16 protein-coding genes and 2 tRNA genes are annotated in these 16,118 nt (G+C 67.0%); 9 read left to right on the top strand and 9 right to left on the bottom strand.

Annotation, left to right across the window (positions count from 1 at the left end; all coding sequences use genetic code 11):
* Positions 1-10: 10 nt before the first annotated feature.
* Together G3N96_RS07740 and G3N96_RS07735 are read right to left on the bottom strand one after the other, a co-directional pair.
* Entirely contained in the window at positions 11-1,378 is a 1,368-nt protein-coding gene (locus G3N96_RS07740) for an MFS transporter (RefSeq protein ID WP_089495401.1), read from the bottom strand.
* A gap of 159 nt (positions 1,379-1,537) precedes the next feature.
* Entirely contained in the window at positions 1,538-1,918 is a 381-nt protein-coding gene (locus G3N96_RS07735) for a DUF5594 family protein (RefSeq protein WP_124582619.1), read from the bottom strand.
* Between the two features lie 117 nt (positions 1,919-2,035).
* On the opposite strand from G3N96_RS07735, the gene G3N96_RS07730 reads away from it, so the two are divergent.
* Positions 2,036-2,437: a hypothetical protein gene (locus G3N96_RS07730; RefSeq protein WP_206136840.1), complete on the top strand. Its 402-nt coding sequence runs from the start codon at positions 2,036-2,038 to the stop codon at positions 2,435-2,437.
* 184 nt (positions 2,438-2,621) lie between these two features.
* On the opposite strand, the gene G3N96_RS07725 is transcribed toward G3N96_RS07730, so the two are convergent.
* On the bottom strand, positions 2,622-2,930 hold the full coding sequence (locus G3N96_RS07725; RefSeq protein ID WP_046544669.1) for a hypothetical protein: 309 nt from the start codon (positions 2,928-2,930) through the stop codon (positions 2,622-2,624).
* Positions 2,931-3,074: 144 nt separating this feature from the next.
* On the opposite strand from G3N96_RS07725, the gene eco reads away from it, so the two are divergent.
* Positions 3,075-3,575 (top strand): serine protease inhibitor ecotin, encoded by a 501-nt coding sequence (gene eco / locus G3N96_RS07720; RefSeq protein ID WP_124582621.1) that lies wholly within the window; start codon positions 3,075-3,077, stop codon positions 3,573-3,575.
* Positions 3,576-3,604: 29 nt separating this feature from the next.
* Here eco and G3N96_RS07715 read toward each other — a convergent pair whose 3' ends face one another.
* Positions 3,605-4,219 carry a TetR/AcrR family transcriptional regulator gene (locus G3N96_RS07715; protein ID WP_124582622.1) on the bottom strand — a complete coding sequence of 205 codons (615 nt, stop codon included), beginning with the start codon at positions 4,217-4,219 and terminating at the stop codon, positions 3,605-3,607.
* Between the two features lie 115 nt (positions 4,220-4,334).
* On the opposite strand from G3N96_RS07715, the gene G3N96_RS07710 reads away from it, so the two are divergent.
* Positions 4,335-5,075 carry an SDR family NAD(P)-dependent oxidoreductase gene (locus tag G3N96_RS07710; RefSeq protein ID WP_089426060.1) on the top strand — a complete coding sequence of 247 codons (741 nt, stop codon included), beginning with the start codon at positions 4,335-4,337 and terminating at the stop codon, positions 5,073-5,075.
* Positions 5,076-5,129: 54 nt separating this feature from the next.
* On the opposite strand, the gene G3N96_RS07705 is transcribed toward G3N96_RS07710, so the two are convergent.
* The 4 genes from G3N96_RS07705 to G3N96_RS07690 all read right to left on the bottom strand — a co-directional run bounded on the left by G3N96_RS07705 (position 5,130) and on the right by G3N96_RS07690 (position 6,373).
* Entirely contained in the window at positions 5,130-5,462 is a 333-nt protein-coding gene (locus G3N96_RS07705; protein ID WP_206136839.1) for a hypothetical protein, read from the bottom strand.
* Between the two features lie 211 nt (positions 5,463-5,673).
* Positions 5,674-5,750, bottom strand: a tRNA-Met gene (locus G3N96_RS07700).
* A gap of 207 nt (positions 5,751-5,957) precedes the next feature.
* Positions 5,958-6,032 (bottom strand) — tRNA-Arg (locus G3N96_RS07695).
* Positions 6,033-6,190: 158 nt separating this feature from the next.
* Entirely contained in the window at positions 6,191-6,373 is a 183-nt protein-coding gene (locus G3N96_RS07690; RefSeq protein WP_006398668.1) for a rubredoxin, read from the bottom strand.
* Between the two features lie 199 nt (positions 6,374-6,572).
* Here G3N96_RS07690 and G3N96_RS07685 point away from each other — a divergent pair, with 199 nt between their 5' ends.
* The 5 genes from G3N96_RS07685 (at position 6,573) to G3N96_RS07665 (ending at position 14,570) form a co-directional block, all read left to right on the top strand.
* Positions 6,573-6,977, top strand: a complete 405-nt coding sequence (locus G3N96_RS07685; protein WP_206136838.1) for a DUF4399 domain-containing protein — start codon at positions 6,573-6,575, stop codon at positions 6,975-6,977.
* A 318-nt stretch (positions 6,978-7,295) separates the two neighbouring features.
* The gene (locus G3N96_RS07680; protein WP_206136837.1) at positions 7,296-9,245 is read left to right on the top strand and encodes an ATP-binding cassette domain-containing protein; all 1,950 of its coding nucleotides are present in this window, start codon (positions 7,296-7,298) and stop codon (positions 9,243-9,245) included.
* Between the two features lie 242 nt (positions 9,246-9,487).
* Complete coding sequence (gene parE, locus G3N96_RS07675) at positions 9,488-11,470, top strand: DNA topoisomerase IV subunit B (RefSeq protein ID WP_089426056.1); 1,983 nt, start codon at positions 9,488-9,490, stop codon at positions 11,468-11,470.
* A 69-nt stretch (positions 11,471-11,539) separates the two neighbouring features.
* The gene (parC, locus tag G3N96_RS07670; protein WP_206136836.1) at positions 11,540-13,861 is read left to right on the top strand and encodes a DNA topoisomerase IV subunit A; all 2,322 of its coding nucleotides are present in this window, start codon (positions 11,540-11,542) and stop codon (positions 13,859-13,861) included.
* Between the two features lie 250 nt (positions 13,862-14,111).
* On the top strand, positions 14,112-14,570 hold the full coding sequence (locus tag G3N96_RS07665) for a CopD family protein (RefSeq protein WP_124582633.1): 459 nt from the start codon (positions 14,112-14,114) through the stop codon (positions 14,568-14,570).
* Positions 14,571-14,623: 53 nt separating this feature from the next.
* On the opposite strand, the gene G3N96_RS07660 is transcribed toward G3N96_RS07665, so the two are convergent.
* Positions 14,624-15,508, bottom strand: a complete 885-nt coding sequence (locus tag G3N96_RS07660; protein WP_039370345.1) for a LysR family transcriptional regulator — start codon at positions 15,506-15,508, stop codon at positions 14,624-14,626.
* A gap of 113 nt (positions 15,509-15,621) precedes the next feature.
* Between G3N96_RS07660 and G3N96_RS07655 the strand changes: the two genes are divergently transcribed.
* Positions 15,622-16,068, top strand: coding sequence for a multidrug/biocide efflux PACE transporter (locus G3N96_RS07655; RefSeq protein ID WP_124582634.1), 447 nt, complete (start codon positions 15,622-15,624; stop codon positions 16,066-16,068).
* The last annotated feature ends 50 nt before the right edge of the window (positions 16,069-16,118 follow it).

Genomic DNA, 16,118 nt, shown 5'->3' with positions numbered 1-16,118 from the left:
CGCGGGGGTGTCAGGTCGCCGTGTCCGGCCGCGGCGACGTGATGCGCAGCATGCTGACGACCGCGGCCACCGCCGCGAATGCCGCGGCGACATAGAGCGCGATCGTCGGCCCGCGATCGGGCACGAGCCCGAAAATCAAGGCGACGAGCGCGGCGCCGAGTGTCTGCCCGGTCAGCCGCGCGGTGCTCAGCATGCCGCCCGCGCCGCCGCTGCGTTCGCGCGGCGCCGACGACAGCATCGCGCGGTTGTTCGGCGACTGGAACAACCCGAAGCCCGCACCGCACAGCGCCATCCGCCACACGATGTCGACGGTGCCCGGGTGCGCGCCGATCGTCGCGAGCGACAGCAGCCCGGCGGCGAACAGCGCGAGCCCGATCCCGCCGAGGATGCCGGCCGAATAGCGATCCGACAGCACGCCCGCGAGCGGCGCGGCGAACACGATCACGAGCGGCCACGGCGTCATGTACAGGCCCGTCTCGACCTGCGAGAAGCCGAGTGAGTTCTGCAGCCAGAACGGCAGCGCGACGAACGCGAGCATCTGCGACGTGAACGACGCCGTCGACGTGTAGACCGACAGCGCGAACATCGGGATGCGCATCAGGTCGACCGGCAGCAGCGGCGCCGGCTGCGACAGCTGGCGCTTCACGAAGAAGTAGCCGACGACGAACGCGACGGCCAGCTCGGCCGCGACGTACGCATGGCTTTCGCCATGGCCGAGCCCGTCCACTGCCGTGATCAGCAGCCCGAACACGCATGCGTTCATCAGCGCGCTCGCGAAATCGTACGGCGCATCGTGCAGCGGGTTGGCCGGCAGCGCACGCAGGCTGCCGAATACCGCGGCGATGCCGATCGGCACGTTGACCGCGAACAGCCATGGCCACGACGCGAACGACAGGATCGCGGACGCGACCGTCGGCCCGATCGCCGACGACAGCGCCACCACCATCGCGTTGATCGACAGGCCGCGACCGAGCATCGACGACGGGTAGATCATCCGCACGAGCGCGGCGTTGACGCTCATGATGCCGGCCGCGCCGAAGCCCTGGATCACGCGCATCACGGCCAGCATCGGCAGCGAGCCGGCGAGCGCGCAACCGAGCGATGCGGCAGTGAACAGCGCGAGCCCAGCGATGTAGATGCGGCGATAGCCGATGCGCTCGCCGAGCGACGCGAGCGGCAGCAGCGTGATCGTGACCGCGAGCTGGTACGCGTTGACGATCCAGATCGAGGCGGCATCGGATGCGTGCAGGTCGCGCGCGATCGTCGGCAGCGCGACGTTCGCGATGGCGCCGTCGAGCACGGCGAGCGTGATGCCCAGTGCGACGCAGACGATCGCCCAGTAGCGTTGCGGAAGCGGCAGGCCGGTATCGGCGTTCATGGCGGGAGCAGAGGCGTGGTTGTCCGCGCGCCCGGTTGCCGGTTGCGTGCGCAACCATGCAGAAGGGTGGAGGCGGCGATGAGCGGCCCGGCCGGCGCAACGGCACCGGAGCGGGGCCGGTCGAGTGTATCACCGGGCTGCATCGCGCGACGCCGGCGCTCAGCCTTCGAAGTCGAGGCCGCCGAGCCGCACGAGCGGGTCGGCCTGCGTGCGCGACAGGAGATCGATGTCGCGCGCGCTCTGCCATGCACCCAGCTTTTTCGGCAACGCGGCGAGGTAGTGCTCGAAGCGTTGCGGGCCGTCCGGCTCCATCAACCGTTCGATTTCGTCGGTGTCCCAGGTCAGCTCGAGGTTCAGCGGATGCTCGAAGCCGCTGACGTGCTCGTGCGGCGCGCTGCGGATCTGCACGCGCGTCGGGTGCCCGTGGCCGCCATACGGGACGACGTCGGCCAGCACGTGATCGGCGAAGAAGGCGGCGATCGCCTGTGCGATGCGCGGGGCGAATTCGGTATCGAAACGGCGGGCGGTTTCGGGCTGCATGACGGCGTCTCCTGTGTGCCGAAAATCGTAGCACGGCGACGGCGCATTTCGACGGGCGTGATACCGGTAATCGCGCGTTACCACTTGCTGCATCTATTACGGCCGCAAGCCGCCACAATGCATCGCATCCAGTACCACTTCGCGTGGGAGTCCATCATGAAAAAAATTGCCGCAGTGTGGGTCCTCGCCGGTTCGCTTGCCGTGGCAGGTCCGGCGTCCGCGCATGGCCGCGATGGTGGCGCCGTCATCGGCGCGTTGATCGGCGGCGCGGTGCTCGGCGCGATCGTGACGTCCGCGATGAATCCGCCCGTCGCATATCAAGCGCCCGCGTACCAGGCGCCGGCCTATCAGCCGCCGACGTACTACCAGGCGCCCGCGTACCAGCAGCCTGCGTATCCGACCTACCAGCAGGCGCAGTACCAGGACGACGGCCCGAACTATTGCTACGACCGCTACCAGCGCGCGTATGTGTGCGGCGCGCCCGTATCGGGTGGCTACGCGCAGCCGGCCGGCTGGTGAGCAGGCTGAATGCGCGAAGCGTGATCAGGCGGCGGTGGCGCCGTTCGCTTCACCGCGCCGAACGACAAAAAGGCCCTCGCTTCATGCGAGGGCCTTCGTCTTTTGCGCGGCCGTTCTTTGGTCTGCGTGACGCGCCGGCCATCCTGGCGCACGGTACGCGGATACAAACGGTTGCAAATGCGCGTCAGTGGCGATGGCCGCCGCCTCCGCCGCCATCGTTCCAGTCGCCACCGCGGTGTCCGCCGCCGCGCCCCCAGCCGTTGCCGCGGTTGCCGCGATCGCCGTCCCAGCGATGGTAGTCGCGCCGGCCGCGATCCCAGTCGCGTCCGCCGCCACCGCCCCAGATATTGACCGTGCCGTACACGGGCGACGGGGCGTACGCGTAGCCGGGATCGGAATAGTAGGGCTGCCCGTAGCCGTATCCGGCGTCCGGGGCGACGACGCAGCCGGCCAGCAGGGTGGCGACGCCGGCGGCAGCAATGAGCTTCAGCATGATGTTCTCCATTGGTTCCCGTATAAGTACCGCGCAAGGGGATTGCCAGCTGTTTGCAATTGTGTCGTCAAATTACAGCGGCGTAAGGTCGTGCGACGGAAGTGTTAGCATCCAGGGCTCATTTTGTTTTTCAGGAGTCCATCGATGAAATTCGCGATCCGGGCCGCGCTGGCCGCTTTCTGCGTGACGACAGCCGCCGCCTGCGTGGCGGGGCCCGCTTCGGCGCCCGCCGTGACGGCCGAGTCGATCAAGATGTTTCCGCAGGCAGCGGCCGGCCAGCAGCGCGCCGTGATCGCGCTGCCCGCGCTCGAGAACGAAGGCGATGCGCGCGTCGAGCTGATGATCGGCAAGACGCTGCAGACCGACTGCAACCAGCAGTGGTTCGGCGGCGAGTTGACCGCCGAGGACGTGAAGGGCTGGGGCTATACGTACTACCAGCTCACCGACGTGAAGGGGCCGGCATCGACGCTGATGGCATGCCCGGGCCAGGCGCCGCAGCAACGGTTCGTGCAGGTGCGCGGTGACGGCCAGCTGCTGCGCTACAACAGCCGCCTGCCGCTCGTCGTCTATGTGCCGGACGGCTTCGAGGTGCGCTATCGCGTGTGGCATGCGTCGAAGGACGTGCAACACGCGGCAAAGCAGTAACGTTACGGCGCGGCCGCGGCGTCCTGCCGCTACGCGCCGCCCGTACCGACGAGCGCTGGCCACGCGGCCAGCGCGGCTTGCGCGACGGCCTCCAGATCGCGACGGCTCGCACCGTCGCGCGCCTGGATCGACATCCCCTGCTGGACCGTCACGTAGTACCGCGCGATTGCGTCGAGGTTCGCTTGCGCGGCGATCTCGCCGGTCGCGACCCCTTGCCTGAGGCGCTCGCGCAGGTTCTCCACCGTGCGCTCGCGCATCGCGATCAGCGTTTGCCGAACCGTATCGGAACGCTCGGCCGGATGCAGTGCCGACAGCACGATCAGGCAGCCGGCCGGCTTCGACCGCCGCGTGAACACGCGTGCGGTATCCATCAGGTAGTTCCGTACCGCGTCGTGGGCGCTGCCGGCCTGTTCCACGCCCCCCCAGATTTCCCGCCCCTCGGTTGCGCTGTAATGCTCGAGCGCCAGCCGGAACAACGCTTCCTTGCTGCCGAACGCCGCATACAGGCTCGGCGACGCGATGCCCATCGCGGCCGTCAGGTCGGCCATCGACGCGCCTTCGTAGCCGAGGCGCCAGAACACCTCCATCGCGCGATCCAGCGCCGCTTCCTTGTCGAAGCTTCTCGGTCGGCCCCGTTCAGCCATTGCGTCCGTTCCTTCATCGATTTCTGTATCGATCGATAAATTAAATCAATTGACTGTGTCGCGCAACTTGCCACATTCTGTGTCGGTCGTTACATAAATGAGGAAAGGAACCGACATGAACCGACTTCAGGGCAAGCGTGCACTCATCACGGGCGGCAGCCGCGGCATCGGGGCGGCGATCGCGAAACGGCTGGCGGCCGAGGGCGCGGACGTCGCGATCACCTACGAGAAATCGGCGGAGCGGGCGCAGGCCGTCGTCGCCGGCATCGAGGCGCTGGGCCGCCGCGCCGTTGCGATCCAGGCCGACAGCGCCGATCCGGTGGCCGTGCGCGACGCGGTCGATCGTGCGGCGGAGGCGTTCGGCGGTCTCGACATTCTCGTCAACAACGCGGGGATTTTCCGGGCCGGCGCGCTGGACGACCTCACGCTCGACGATATCGATGCGACGCTGAACGTGAACGTGCGCGCGGTGATCGTCGCGTCGCAGGCGGCGGCGCGGCATCTCGGCGAAGGCGGGCGCATCGTGTCGACCGGCAGTTGCCTCGCCACGCGCGTGCCCGATGCGGGGATGAGCCTCTATGCGGCGAGCAAGGCCGCGCTGATCGGCTGGACGCAGGGGCTCGCGCGCGATCTCGGTTCGCGCGGCATCACGGTCAACATCGTGCATCCGGGGTCGACGGATACCGACATGAATCCGGCCGACGGCGAGCATGCCGGTGCGCAGCGTTCGCGGATGGCGATCCCGCAGTACGGCAAGGCCGACGACGTGGCGGCGCTCGTCGCGTTCGTGGTCGGGCCGGAAGGGCGGTCGATCAATGGCACCGGGTTGACAATCGATGGTGGTGCGAACGCGTGAGTGTGTGAATGCCGACGCCCGGCGTGATTGTTCGACCGGGCGGCGTTGCGTTCGTTAGCGGCAGCCGAGCCGCTGATGCTCGGTTTCGAGATCGGCGCGCTTGTCGTAAGCGCGCAGTTCGTTGCGCGGCTTGCCGTCCGGGCCCATTCCGCGCACGACCTTCTGGCCGCGGTCGGGGGCGTGCGTAACGGCGTCGATCCCGGCGGCCAGTTCGCGGCAGCGTGCGTTGGGGGAGGGGTTTTCCGCGTGTGGGGCTGCGGCGTTCGTGATGTTGGCGATGCCGGGGCTGACGTAGCGCTGCTTCGCGGGCGCGGTGAGGGTGTCAGCGGCGTTTGCCGTGCCGGTTATCGCTGAAAGCGCGGCGAGTGCCGCGATCGCTCGAATCATTGCGGGAGTCCGGATGCTCAAGAAGGTTCGGAATTCTACGCAATGTGTGGCGCAGGGCAGTGGCGATCGGGCAGGATGCGATGGTGTGTCGCAGGGGATGCCTGGGGCTGAATGTTCTGCGATTCGTCTGCATCGCAGCCGGTTGGGGCTCACGCGGCAGTACATGCGGAAAGCAAAAGCCCGCTTGCTTTCGCAGAGCGGGCTTCGGTATTGGTTGCGGGGGTAGGATTTGAACCTACGACCTTCGGGTTATGAGCCCGACGAGCTGCCAGACTGCTCCACCCCGCGGCGCGAAGTGTACTAGGGCTGATGGGGAGAGTCAATCGATTGGTGATTTACGTCGACTGGAAGCCGCGGCTCACCTTCAACAAGCGCGACGATCCGGTGTGCAGGTTGCCTGCCGATGCTTCCCGATCTGCTTCGATGTCAGACGCTTTTCGTCGCCGTCGTTGCGGTATTGGATCGTGGGAAAGTGGATGAGGCCATGAGGATGGCTGGTCCCCCCGACAGGAATCGAACCTGTATCTAGCGCTTAGGAGGCGCTTGTTCTATCCATTGAACTACGGGGAGAGCCATGTCCGGGTAACACGCATAAAAAACGCGAACCGGACGGCAGTGTGGACAGCGCGCAGAGTATAGCAAACGCGCGGCGCGTCGGCGGGGCGGAATGCATGCCGACGCGCGTGATTGCGTCATTACCCGCGATCGGAAATCAGCGTGTCAGCGAATCAGAAATCGACGACGACGAAATCTTCCTTGCCCACATCGCACAGCGGGCAGCGCCAGTCGGCGGGAATGTCGGCGAAGCGGGTGCCGGGTGCGATGCCTTCGTCGGGCAGCCCTTCCGCTTCGTTGTAGACCCACCCGCAAATCAGGCAGACCCAGCTCTGGTATTCGGTTACTTCGCTCATGTAGCGCTCGGGAAAATGGAAATCCGGTGATGCCGTCCGCGGCGTGGCCGGCGGACGAAAGGCGCAATGGTACCGGAATTTCGTCGAACGGCTCCGCAACGTCGTTTTAAACGTACGCATCGCGAACAACTCAACTGAAACACGCCTGCCGTGCGTGCGGTGTATGCTTCCGAGGCTGTCCAATCATAAGGAGAATGCGATGCTGAACAGAAAGTGGATCGCAGGTGCGGCATGCGTGGCGGCGATGGCCGTGTCGACGATGGCGCGGGCCGAGGCGCGCGTGTATTTCGAAGCGCCGAGCGAGGGCGCGACGGTGTCGAACCCGGTGCATGTGAAGTTCGGGCTTGAAGGGATGGAGCTTCGACCGGCCGGCGACATGACGCCGAATACCGGCCATCATCACCTGCTGATCGACGGTCGGCCGATTCCGAAGGGCGACGTGATTCCCGCGAGCGAACGTTCGCTGCACTTCGGCAAGGCGCAGACCGAGACCGAAATCAAGTTGCCGCCCGGCCAGCACACACTGACGCTGCAGTTCGGCGACGGCATGCACCGCTCGTACGGCCCCGAATTGAGCTCGACGATCACGGTCAACGTGAAGTAATCGCATGTGCCGCGTACGGACGCCCAGGGCGCCCGGCGCGGAATGGTCGATCGGCCGGCTGCAGGCGTCCGGCCGACGCAGGCGTTTTGCCCGGAACGCACGCCCGGCGCCCGCGACCGGAAGCCGGGCGCACCCGGCGTGCCATTGAAGCGCATTGCGTCGATGCGCGTCGATCGACGCTCCGCCCGCCTGCCGCCAAAAGCCCGTTCCAACCCGCCTCCCAACCCGTTTGCCGGCCTTGTCCGTCCGGCCATGCCGGTAACGCCGCCCGCGACCGGTACAATGGGCGCTTCCGATTCCTCTCTTCGCTGTCTCCCCATGTCGCTCTATTCCATTTCCGGCGCGCAGCTCGCGTTCGGTCACGTCGCGTTGCTCGATCACGCGGATTTCTCGCTGGAAGCCGGCGAGCGCGTCGGCCTGATCGGCCGCAACGGCGCGGGCAAGTCGTCGCTGCTGAAGATCGTCGCCGGGCTGGCGAAGCCCGACGACGGGCTGGTCACGCGCCAGCAGGAACTCGTGACCGTCTACGTGCCGCAGGAGCCCGAATTCGAGCCGGGCGCGACGGTGTTCGAGGCAGTCGCATCGGGGCTCGCGCACACGCGCGAACTGCTCGAGGAATACGATTCGATCGCGCACCGCCTCGCCGATATCCCCGAAGGCGCCGAGCACGATGCGCTGCTCGCGCGGATGAACGCGCTGCAGTCGTCGCTCGATGCGCACGACGCGTGGAGCTGGCGCACGCGCGTGTCGATGACGCTCGCGCAGATCGGCCTGGCGGACGTCGATGCTCCCGTCGATGCGTTGTCGGGCGGGATGCAGAAGCGCGTCGCGCTGGCGCGCGCGCTGGTGCTGCAGCCCGACGTGCTGCTGCTCGACGAACCGACCAACCACCTCGACTTCGACGGCATCCGCTGGCTGGAAGAACTGCTCGTCGCGCAGCGCGCCGGCCTGCTGTTCATCACGCACGATCGCGCGTTCCTCGACCGCGTCGCGACGCGCATCGTCGATCTCGATCGCGGCCGGCTGCTGTCGTACCCGGGCAATTTCTCCGCGTACCAGACGCGCAAGGCGCAGCAGCTCGAAATCGAGCGCGTGGAAAACGAGAAGTTCGACAAGCTGCTCGCGCAGGAAGAAGCGTGGATCCGCAAGGGCGTCGAAGCGCGCCGTACGCGTAGCGTCGGCCGCATCGCGCGGCTCGTGCAGATGCGCAACGAGCGCGCGGAGCGCCGCAACACGCTGGGCAACGTGAAGCTGGATGTCGCGCAGGGCGAGAAGTCCGGCAAGATCGTCGCGGAGCTGACCGACGTGACGAAGCGCTACGGCGGCCGCGCGGTCGTCGATCGCTTCTCGACGACGGTGATGCGCGGCGACAAGATCGGCTTCATCGGCCCGAACGGCGCCGGCAAGACGACGCTGCTCAAGCTGATTCTCGGCGAACTGAAGCCCGACGAAGGCACGGTGCGCATCGGCACCAACCTGCAGGTCGCCTATTTCGACCAGATGCGTGCACAGCTCGACCAGGAGAAGAGCCTGGCGGATACGATCAGCCCCGGCAGCGAATGGGTCGAGATCGGCGGCGTGCGCAAGCACGTGATGAGCTATCTCGGCGATTTCCTGTTCGCGCCGGAACGCGCGCGTTCGCCGGTGAAGTCGCTGTCGGGCGGCGAGCGCAACCGGCTGCTGCTTGCGCGCCTGTTCGCGCGTCCGGCCAACGTGCTGGTGCTCGACGAACCGACCAACGACCTCGACATCCAGACGCTCGAGCTGCTCGAGGAACTGCTGGCCGACTACGACGGCACGGTGCTGCTCGTCAGCCACGATCGCGCGTTCCTGGACAACGTCGTGACGTCGGTGATCGCGGCCGAGGGCGACGGCAAGTGGCGCGAATATGTCGGCGGTTTCAGCGACTGGCAGATCCAGAGCGCGCGCGCGGATCAGCTCGCGCAGCAGGAAGCCGCGAAGCGTGCGGTCAAGGAAGCCGCGCCCGTCAAGGAAGAGGCGGCGAAAAGCGCCGCGGGCCGCAACACGCAACGCACGGTGAAGCTGTCGTTCAACGAGCAGCGCGAGCTCGATGCGCTGCCGGAGAAGATCGCGGCACTCGAAGAGGAGCAGAAGACGATCAATGCGCGGCTCGAGGACGGCTCGATTTTCGCGAAGGATCCGCAGGAAGGCACGCGCCTGACCGAGCGGTTCGCGGCGATCGACGACGAATTGCTCGCCGCGCTCGAGCGGTGGGAAACGCTCGAGGCGAAGCGCAAGCCCGCGTAAAACGCAGACGCGTCGCGCGGCCGGCGGGCCGCTGCGCGCGATTCCGCGATTGGCGTGCCACGCGGAACCAGTAAAATACCGCGCGTCCCGGGCAGCGCAGCGCACGCCGCGCGCCCGCTTTCGGAGCAGTCCAAGCACACCGTTGTTTCGATTCGCTTTTTTACGGAACTCAACGTTTTGTCCACGACGTTATCCACACGAGGTGTGGACAACGTCCCGATGAATGACGAAATTCAGCGCCTATGTCAACGAAGAAACCCAGCGCGGCCTATAGCGAAGCATCGATCAAGGTGCTCAAGGGTCTCGAGCCGGTCAAGCAGCGGCCCGGCATGTACACCCGTACCGAGAATCCGCTGCACATCATCCAGGAAGTCATCGACAACGCGTCCGACGAGGCGCTCGGCGGCTACGGCAAGCAGATCACGGTCACGCTGCACGCCGACCAGTCGGTCTCGGTCGAGGACGACGGTCGCGGCATCCCGTTCGGCATGCACCCGGAAGAGGGCGTGCCGGTCGTCGAGATCGTATTCACGCGCCTGCACGCGGGCGGCAAGTTCGACAAGGCCGCGGGCGGCGCCTACACGTTTTCGGGCGGCCTGCACGGCGTCGGCGTGTCGGTGACGAACGCGCTGGCGACACGCCTCGACGTGACGGTCTGGCGCGACGGCAAGATCGCGGAACTCGGCTTCGCCGAGGGCGACGTGGTGAAGCCGCTCGCGACGCAGGGCGCGGGCCGCGGCGAGAAGAAATCCGGCACGCGCGTGCAGGTATGGCCGAATCCGAAGTATTTCGATTCGCCGAACCTGCCGCTCGGCGAGCTGCAGCGCCTGCTGCGCTCGAAGGCCGTGCTGCTGCCGGGCGTCGAGGTCGTGCTCGTCAACGAGAAGTCGGGCGAGCGCCAGACGTGGAAGTATGAAGACGGCCTGCGCGGCTACCTGCTCGACGAAATGAACGGCAGCGAGCTGCTGATCCCGCTGTTCGAAGGCGAGCGCTTTGCCGATTCGCGTTCGGGCGACGACACCTTCGCCGAAGGCGAGGGCGCGTCGTGGGTCGTCGCATGGAGCGAGGAAGGCTCGCTCGTGCGCGAGTCGTACGTGAACCTGATCCCGACGCCGGCCGGCGGCACGCACGAATCCGGCCTGCGCGACGGCCTCTACCAGGCAGTGAAAAGCTTCGTCGAACTGCACAACCTGCAGCCGAAGGGCGTGAAGCTGCTCGCGGAAGACGTGTTCGCGCGTGTGTCGTTCGTGTTGTCCGCGAAGGTGCTCGATCCGCAGTTCCAGGGGCAGATCAAGGAGCGCCTGAACAGCCGCGACGCGGTGAAGCTCGTGTCGTCGTTCTCGCGCCCGGCGCTCGAGCTGTGGCTGAACCAGCACGTCGAGCACGGCAAGAAACTCGCCGAACTCGTGATCAAGCAGGCGCAGGCGCGCACGCGCGCGGGCCAGAAGGTCGAGAAGCGCAAGAGCTCGGGCGTCGCGGTGCTGCCCGGCAAGCTGACCGATTGCGAGACGGAAGATATCGCGCGCAACGAGCTGTTCCTGGTCGAGGGCGACTCGGCGGGCGGCTCCGCGAAGATGGGCCGCGACAAGGAATACCAGGCGATCCTGCCGCTGCGCGGCAAGGTGCTGAACACGTGGGAAACCGAGCGCGACCGCCTGTTCGCGAACAACGAGGTGCACGACATCTCGGTCGCGATCGGCGTCGATCCGCACAGCCCGGATGAAAGCGTCGACCTGTCGAACCTGCGCTACGGCAAGATCTGCATCCTGTCGGACGCGGACGTCGACGGCTCGCACATCCAGGTGCTGCTGCTCACGCTGTTCTTCAAGCATTTCCCGCAACTGATCGAGCGCGGCCATGTATGCGTCGCGCGCCCGCCGCTGTTCCGCGTCGACGCACCCGCGCGCGGCAAGAAGGCCGCGCAGAAGCTTTACGCGCTCGACGAAGGCGAACTCGAGGCGATCCTCGACAAGCTGCGCAAGGACGGCGTGCGCGAGACGCAATGGAGCATCAGCCGCTTCAAGGGACTCGGCGAAATGAGCGCCGAGCAGCTGTGGGATACGACGATGAACCCCGATACGCGACGCCTGATGCCGGTGAAGCTCGGCGAGCTCGACTACGAGGCGACCGTCGCACGCATGACGATGCTGATGGGCAAGGGCGAGGCAGCCGCGCGGCGCGGCTGGCTCGAGGAAAAGGGCAACGACGTCGAAGCCGACATCTAAGCCGAACACCTGCGCGGCCGGGCATGACGCCCGGCCCGGCCTTACGCCACTTACGAATACGGAATTCAGATGGACGACAACACTTCCGATCTCTTCGCCAGCTCCGATGCACCGGATGCCGACGCGCTGACGCTCGGCAACTACGCGGAGCAGGCGTATCTCAGCTACGCGGTCAGCGTCGTGAAGAGCCGCGCGCTGCCTGACGTCTGCGACGGTCAGAAGCCGGTGCAGCGCCGGATTCTCTACGCGATGAACGAAATGGGCCTCGGCCCGGACGCGAAGCCGGTGAAGTCGGCGCGCGTGGTCGGCGACGTGCTCGGTAAATACCACCCGCACGGCGACCAGTCGGCGTACGACGCACTGGTGCGTCTCGCGCAGGATTTCTCGCTGCGCTACCCGCTGATCGACGGGCAGGGCAACTTCGGTTCGCGCGACGGCGACGGCGCCGCGGCCATGCGATACACCGAAGCCCGCCTCACGCCGATCGCGAAGCTGCTGCTCGACGAGATCGACCAGGGCACGGTCGACTTCATGCCGAACTACGACGGCTCGTTCGAGGAGCCGAAGACACTGCCGAGCCGCATGCCGTTCGTGCTGCTGAACGGCGCGTCGGGCATCGCGGTCGGCCTCGCGACCGAAATCCCGTCGCACAACCTGCGCGAAGTCGCGGGCGCGGCGGTCGCGCTGATCCGCAATCCGAAGCTCTCGCACGCGGAGCTGATGAACCTGATTCCGGGGCCGGATTTCCCGGGCGGCGGGCAGATCATCTCGAGCGACACCGAAATCGCGGCGGCCTATGAAACCGGCCGCGGCAGCCTGAAGGTGCGAGCGCGCTGGAAGATCGAGGATCTCGCGCGCGGCCAGTGGCAGCTCGTCGTGACCGAGCTGCCGCCGAGCACGTCGGGCCAGAAGGTGCTCGAGGAAATCGAGGAGCTGACGAACCCGAAGCTCAAGCTCGGCAAGAAGACGCTGACGCCCGAGCAGCTCAACACGAAGAAGGCGATGCTCGACCTGCTCGACGCGGTGCGCGACGAGTCGGGCAAGGAAGCGGCGGTGCGGCTCGTGTTCGAGCCAAAGTCGCGCACGATCGACCAGACGGAATTCGTGAACACGCTGCTCGCGTACACGAGCCTCGAGTCGAACGCGACGCTGAACCTCGTGATGATCGGCGCCGACGGCCGGCCGGGCCAGAAGGGCCTGCTGACGATCCTCGACGAGTGGGTGAAGTTCCGCCAGCTGACGATGACGCGCCGGTGCCGCCATCGTCTCGCGAAGGTCGACGACCGCATCCACATCCTCGAAGGGCGGATGATCGTCTTCCTGAACATCGACGAGGTGATCCGCATCATCCGCGAGTCGGACGAGCCGAAGGCCGCGCTGATGAGCGCGTTCGGCCTCAGCGAACGGCAGGCGGAAGACATTCTCGAAATCCGGCTGCGCCAGCTCGCGCGGCTCGAGAAGATCAAGATCGAGAAGGAACTCGAGGCGCTGCGCGACGAAAAGGCGAAGCTCGAGGAACTGCTCGCGAACGAAAGCGCGATGAAGCGGCTGATGATCAAGGAGATCGAGGCCGACGCGAAGCAGTACGGCGACGATCGCCGCACGCTGATCCAGCAGGAAAAGCGCGCGACGTTCGAGGCGAAGGTGGTCGACGAGCCGGTGACGGTGGTGGTGTCGCAGAAGGGCTGGGTGCGTGCGCTGAAGGGCCACGGGCTCGACCCGGCCAGCTTCTCGTTCAAGGCCGGCGACCATCTGTACGCGGCATTCCAGTGCCGCACGCCGGATCGCCTGATCGCATGGGGCAGCAGCGGCCGCGTGTACTCGGTGGACGTGTCGGTGCTGCCGGGCGGGCGCGGCGACGGCGTGCCGGTCACGTCGCTGATCGAGCTGGAGTCGGGCTCGCACCTGATGCATTACTTCGCGGCGCCGGCCGAGCAGCAACTGCTGCTCGCGTCGAGCAACGGCTTCGGCTTCCTCGCGAAGGTCGGCGACATGGTGAGCCGCGTGAAGGCCGGCAAGGCGTTCATGACGATCGACGCGGGCGCGGTGCCGCTCGCGCCGATGCCCGTGCTGCCGAACGCGACGCAGGTCGCGTGCCTGTCGAGCGGCGGCCGCCTGCTCGTGTTCGGGATGGACGAGATGAAGACGCTGTCCGGCGGCGGTCGCGGCGTGATCCTGATGGCGCTCGACGACAAGGAAACGCTCGTTCAGGCGCTCGCGATCGATCCGGCCGGCGTCGTGCTGATCGGCACCGGCCGCGGCGGCAAGGCGATGGACGAAACGCTGTCGTATGCGGGGCTGGCGCCGCACGTCGGCAAGCGCGCCCGCAAGGGCCGCGCGCCGGACACGAAGCTCAAGGTCGTCAGCGAACTGCGTCCGCTGCTCGGCTGACGCTACGCACGTTCGATCGCCCGGTTCGGCCGCGATCGAGGGCCGCACCTCCGCTTCGGCGGACGTGCGGCCTTTTCTTTTGGAGTGGGGATTCGGGTAAGCAAGCGTGGCGCTGTCACGCGGAACTTGCAAAATAATGTGAAATCGCGCCTGGGGTCTGAACCGCTCGGCGACAATCCGGTCGAACGTCGCTCGATGCCGCGTGCGACGCGGCCGTTCGCCGCACCCCACTCCTCACAGGATTGCCGTCATGTCCCATGCTGTCTCCGTCGCGCTGTTTCTTCATCTGCTGGCCGTCGCCGTGTGGGTGGGCGGGATGGTCTTCGCCAACTTCTGCCTGCGTCCGGCGCTGTCCGACCTGTCGCCGCAGCTTCGGTTGCCGCTGATCGAGGGCGTGTTCGGCCGCTTCTTCAACTGGGTCTCGGGTTCCGTGATCGTGATCCTGCTGAGCGGCGGCTTCCTGCTCGTGCAATTCGGCGGCGCGCACGCGACGTGGTCGCTGCACGCGATGGCCGGGCTCGGCGTCGTGATGATGCTGATCTTCGGGCATATCCGGTTCGCGCTGTTCCCGCGCATCCGCCGTGCGGTGCAGGCGCAGAAGTGGCCGGACGGCGCGCGCGCGGTGAACACGGTGCGCCTGCTCGTGCTCGTGAACCTCGTGCTCGGCGTCGTCACGATCGGCGCGGCGGTGTTGTCGCGCGGTTTCTGATTGACCGCAGCCGGCCGGCCCGCGCGCAGCCGCGGGTGCGCCGGCAAGCGCCGCTACGCGGCCAGCATCGCATCGAGCAGCCATGAGCCGACCGGGCCGAGCGGCCGGTTGCGCGACCAGACCGCATCGACCCGCACACGGCGCGGCCAGCCGCGCGCACGCAGTTCGCACAGCCGATCGCGCGCGAAGTGGTCGACCATCCAGCGCGGCAGTTCGGCCCAGCCGAACCCCAGCACGGCCATCTCCAGCAGCATCAGGTAGCTCGGCGCCAGCCAGTGCTGCGTGCCGACGACGATCCGGTCGTCGGCGCCGCGGCCTTCCGTTTTCACATAGGTATTGAGGCGCAGTTCGCGTACGTCGCGCAGCGCGGCGTGCGGCACGTCGGCGTCGCCGTATTCGGCGAGCGCGTGCGTGCGGCCGACGAACAGCCCGATTTCCGACTCTTCGGCGATCGTCGCCGCGCCGATATCGGCCGGGTAGGCCGCGCGCGCGGCCATCAGCCCGAGCTGCGCGCGCCCCTGCTGGATCAGGTCGAGCACGTCTTCGTGCTCGGCGATCTGGCATTCGAGCTCGAGCGCCGGAAAGCGCCGTTCGAGCGCCATCAACGTTTCCTCGTAGCGCTTCGACTGGTACGTATCGGACACGACGAGCGTCAGCCGCGCTTCCTCGCCACGCGCGAGCCGCGCGGCCGTCCGGTCGATCGCGGCGCCGGCTTCGAGTGCGCGCTGCACCTGCGGCAGCAGCGCACGCCCTGCATCGGTCAGCGTCGGTGCGCGTGTCGAGCGGTCGAACAACTGCACGCCGAGATCGATCTCGAGGTTCGCGATCGCCTCCGACACGGTCGACTGGCGCTTGCCGAGCTTTCGCGCGGCGGCCGTGAACGAACCGAGCAACGCGGCTTCGGCGAAGGCGAGCAGGGCTTCGGGGGCGTGGCGCATGCGGTGCTCCTGGTGGCGATGTATCGGTGAAACCGATGATATCAAACTGGATTCATACGGTTGCGCCGATCAAAATGGCGGCCATGAACGAAGTAGACGAATCGGAGGGAATCATGAAACAGGTCAACAAAACGGTGACGGAACGGCTGCTGCATGCACTGACGTTCGAACTGGTCGCGATCGCGCTGTGCGCGCCGATCGGCGCGTGGCTGCTCGACATGCCGGTGTCGCACGTCGGCGTGCTGACGGTGATGGTGTCGCTGATCGCGATGGCGTGGAACATGGTGTTCAATACGCTGTTCGACCGCTTCGAGCGTCGCGCGGGGCTGACCCGCACGCTCGGCATGCGGATCGCGCATGCGGTCACGTTCGAGCTCGGCCTCGTCGCGATGGTGGTGCCGGTCGCCGCGTGGTGGCTGAACGTGAGCCTCGTCGAGGCGCTGCTGCTCGACCTCGGCATCGTGCTGTTCTTCCTGCCTTACACGTTCTGCTTCAACCTCGCTTACGACGCGTTGCGCGCCCGCTGGATGGCACGCCGGGTCGCGGTGCAGGCAGGTTGAGGGCGGGCCGGACGCGCGAATGCCGGTAGAACCCGGCGGGGCGGGGGGCG

This window comes from Burkholderia sp. Se-20373, assembly GCF_017104705.1.
Taxonomy (GTDB): Bacteria; Pseudomonadota; Gammaproteobacteria; order Burkholderiales; family Burkholderiaceae; genus Burkholderia.
This window is presented reverse-complemented; position numbering and strand designations above follow the sequence as displayed.

Bases quoted from the DNA above. Each gene is read 5' to 3' on its own strand.
- G3N96_RS07740 (WP_089495401.1), bottom strand. From the start codon at position 1,378: ATGAACGCCGATACCGGCCTGCCGCTTCCGCAACGCTACTGGGCGATC.
- G3N96_RS07735 (WP_124582619.1), bottom strand. From the start codon at position 1,918: ATGCAGCCCGAAACCGCCCGCCGTTTCGATACCGAATTCGCCCCGCGC.
- G3N96_RS07730 (WP_206136840.1), top strand. From the start codon at position 2,036: ATGCATCGCATCCAGTACCACTTCGCGTGGGAGTCCATCATGAAAAAA.
- G3N96_RS07725 (WP_046544669.1), bottom strand. From the start codon at position 2,930: ATGCTGAAGCTCATTGCTGCCGCCGGCGTCGCCACCCTGCTGGCCGGC.
- eco (WP_124582621.1), top strand. From the start codon at position 3,075: ATGAAATTCGCGATCCGGGCCGCGCTGGCCGCTTTCTGCGTGACGACA.
- G3N96_RS07715 (WP_124582622.1), bottom strand. From the start codon at position 4,219: ATGGCTGAACGGGGCCGACCGAGAAGCTTCGACAAGGAAGCGGCGCTG.
- G3N96_RS07710 (WP_089426060.1), top strand. From the start codon at position 4,335: ATGAACCGACTTCAGGGCAAGCGTGCACTCATCACGGGCGGCAGCCGC.
- G3N96_RS07705 (WP_206136839.1), bottom strand. From the start codon at position 5,462: ATGATTCGAGCGATCGCGGCACTCGCCGCGCTTTCAGCGATAACCGGC.
- G3N96_RS07690 (WP_006398668.1), bottom strand. From the start codon at position 6,373: ATGAGCGAAGTAACCGAATACCAGAGCTGGGTCTGCCTGATTTGCGGG.
- G3N96_RS07685 (WP_206136838.1), top strand. From the start codon at position 6,573: ATGCTGAACAGAAAGTGGATCGCAGGTGCGGCATGCGTGGCGGCGATG.
- G3N96_RS07680 (WP_206136837.1), top strand. From the start codon at position 7,296: ATGTCGCTCTATTCCATTTCCGGCGCGCAGCTCGCGTTCGGTCACGTC.
- parE (WP_089426056.1), top strand. From the start codon at position 9,488: ATGTCAACGAAGAAACCCAGCGCGGCCTATAGCGAAGCATCGATCAAG.
- parC (WP_206136836.1), top strand. From the start codon at position 11,540: ATGGACGACAACACTTCCGATCTCTTCGCCAGCTCCGATGCACCGGAT.
- G3N96_RS07665 (WP_124582633.1), top strand. From the start codon at position 14,112: ATGTCCCATGCTGTCTCCGTCGCGCTGTTTCTTCATCTGCTGGCCGTC.
- G3N96_RS07660 (WP_039370345.1), bottom strand. From the start codon at position 15,508: ATGCGCCACGCCCCCGAAGCCCTGCTCGCCTTCGCCGAAGCCGCGTTG.
- G3N96_RS07655 (WP_124582634.1), top strand. From the start codon at position 15,622: ATGAAACAGGTCAACAAAACGGTGACGGAACGGCTGCTGCATGCACTG.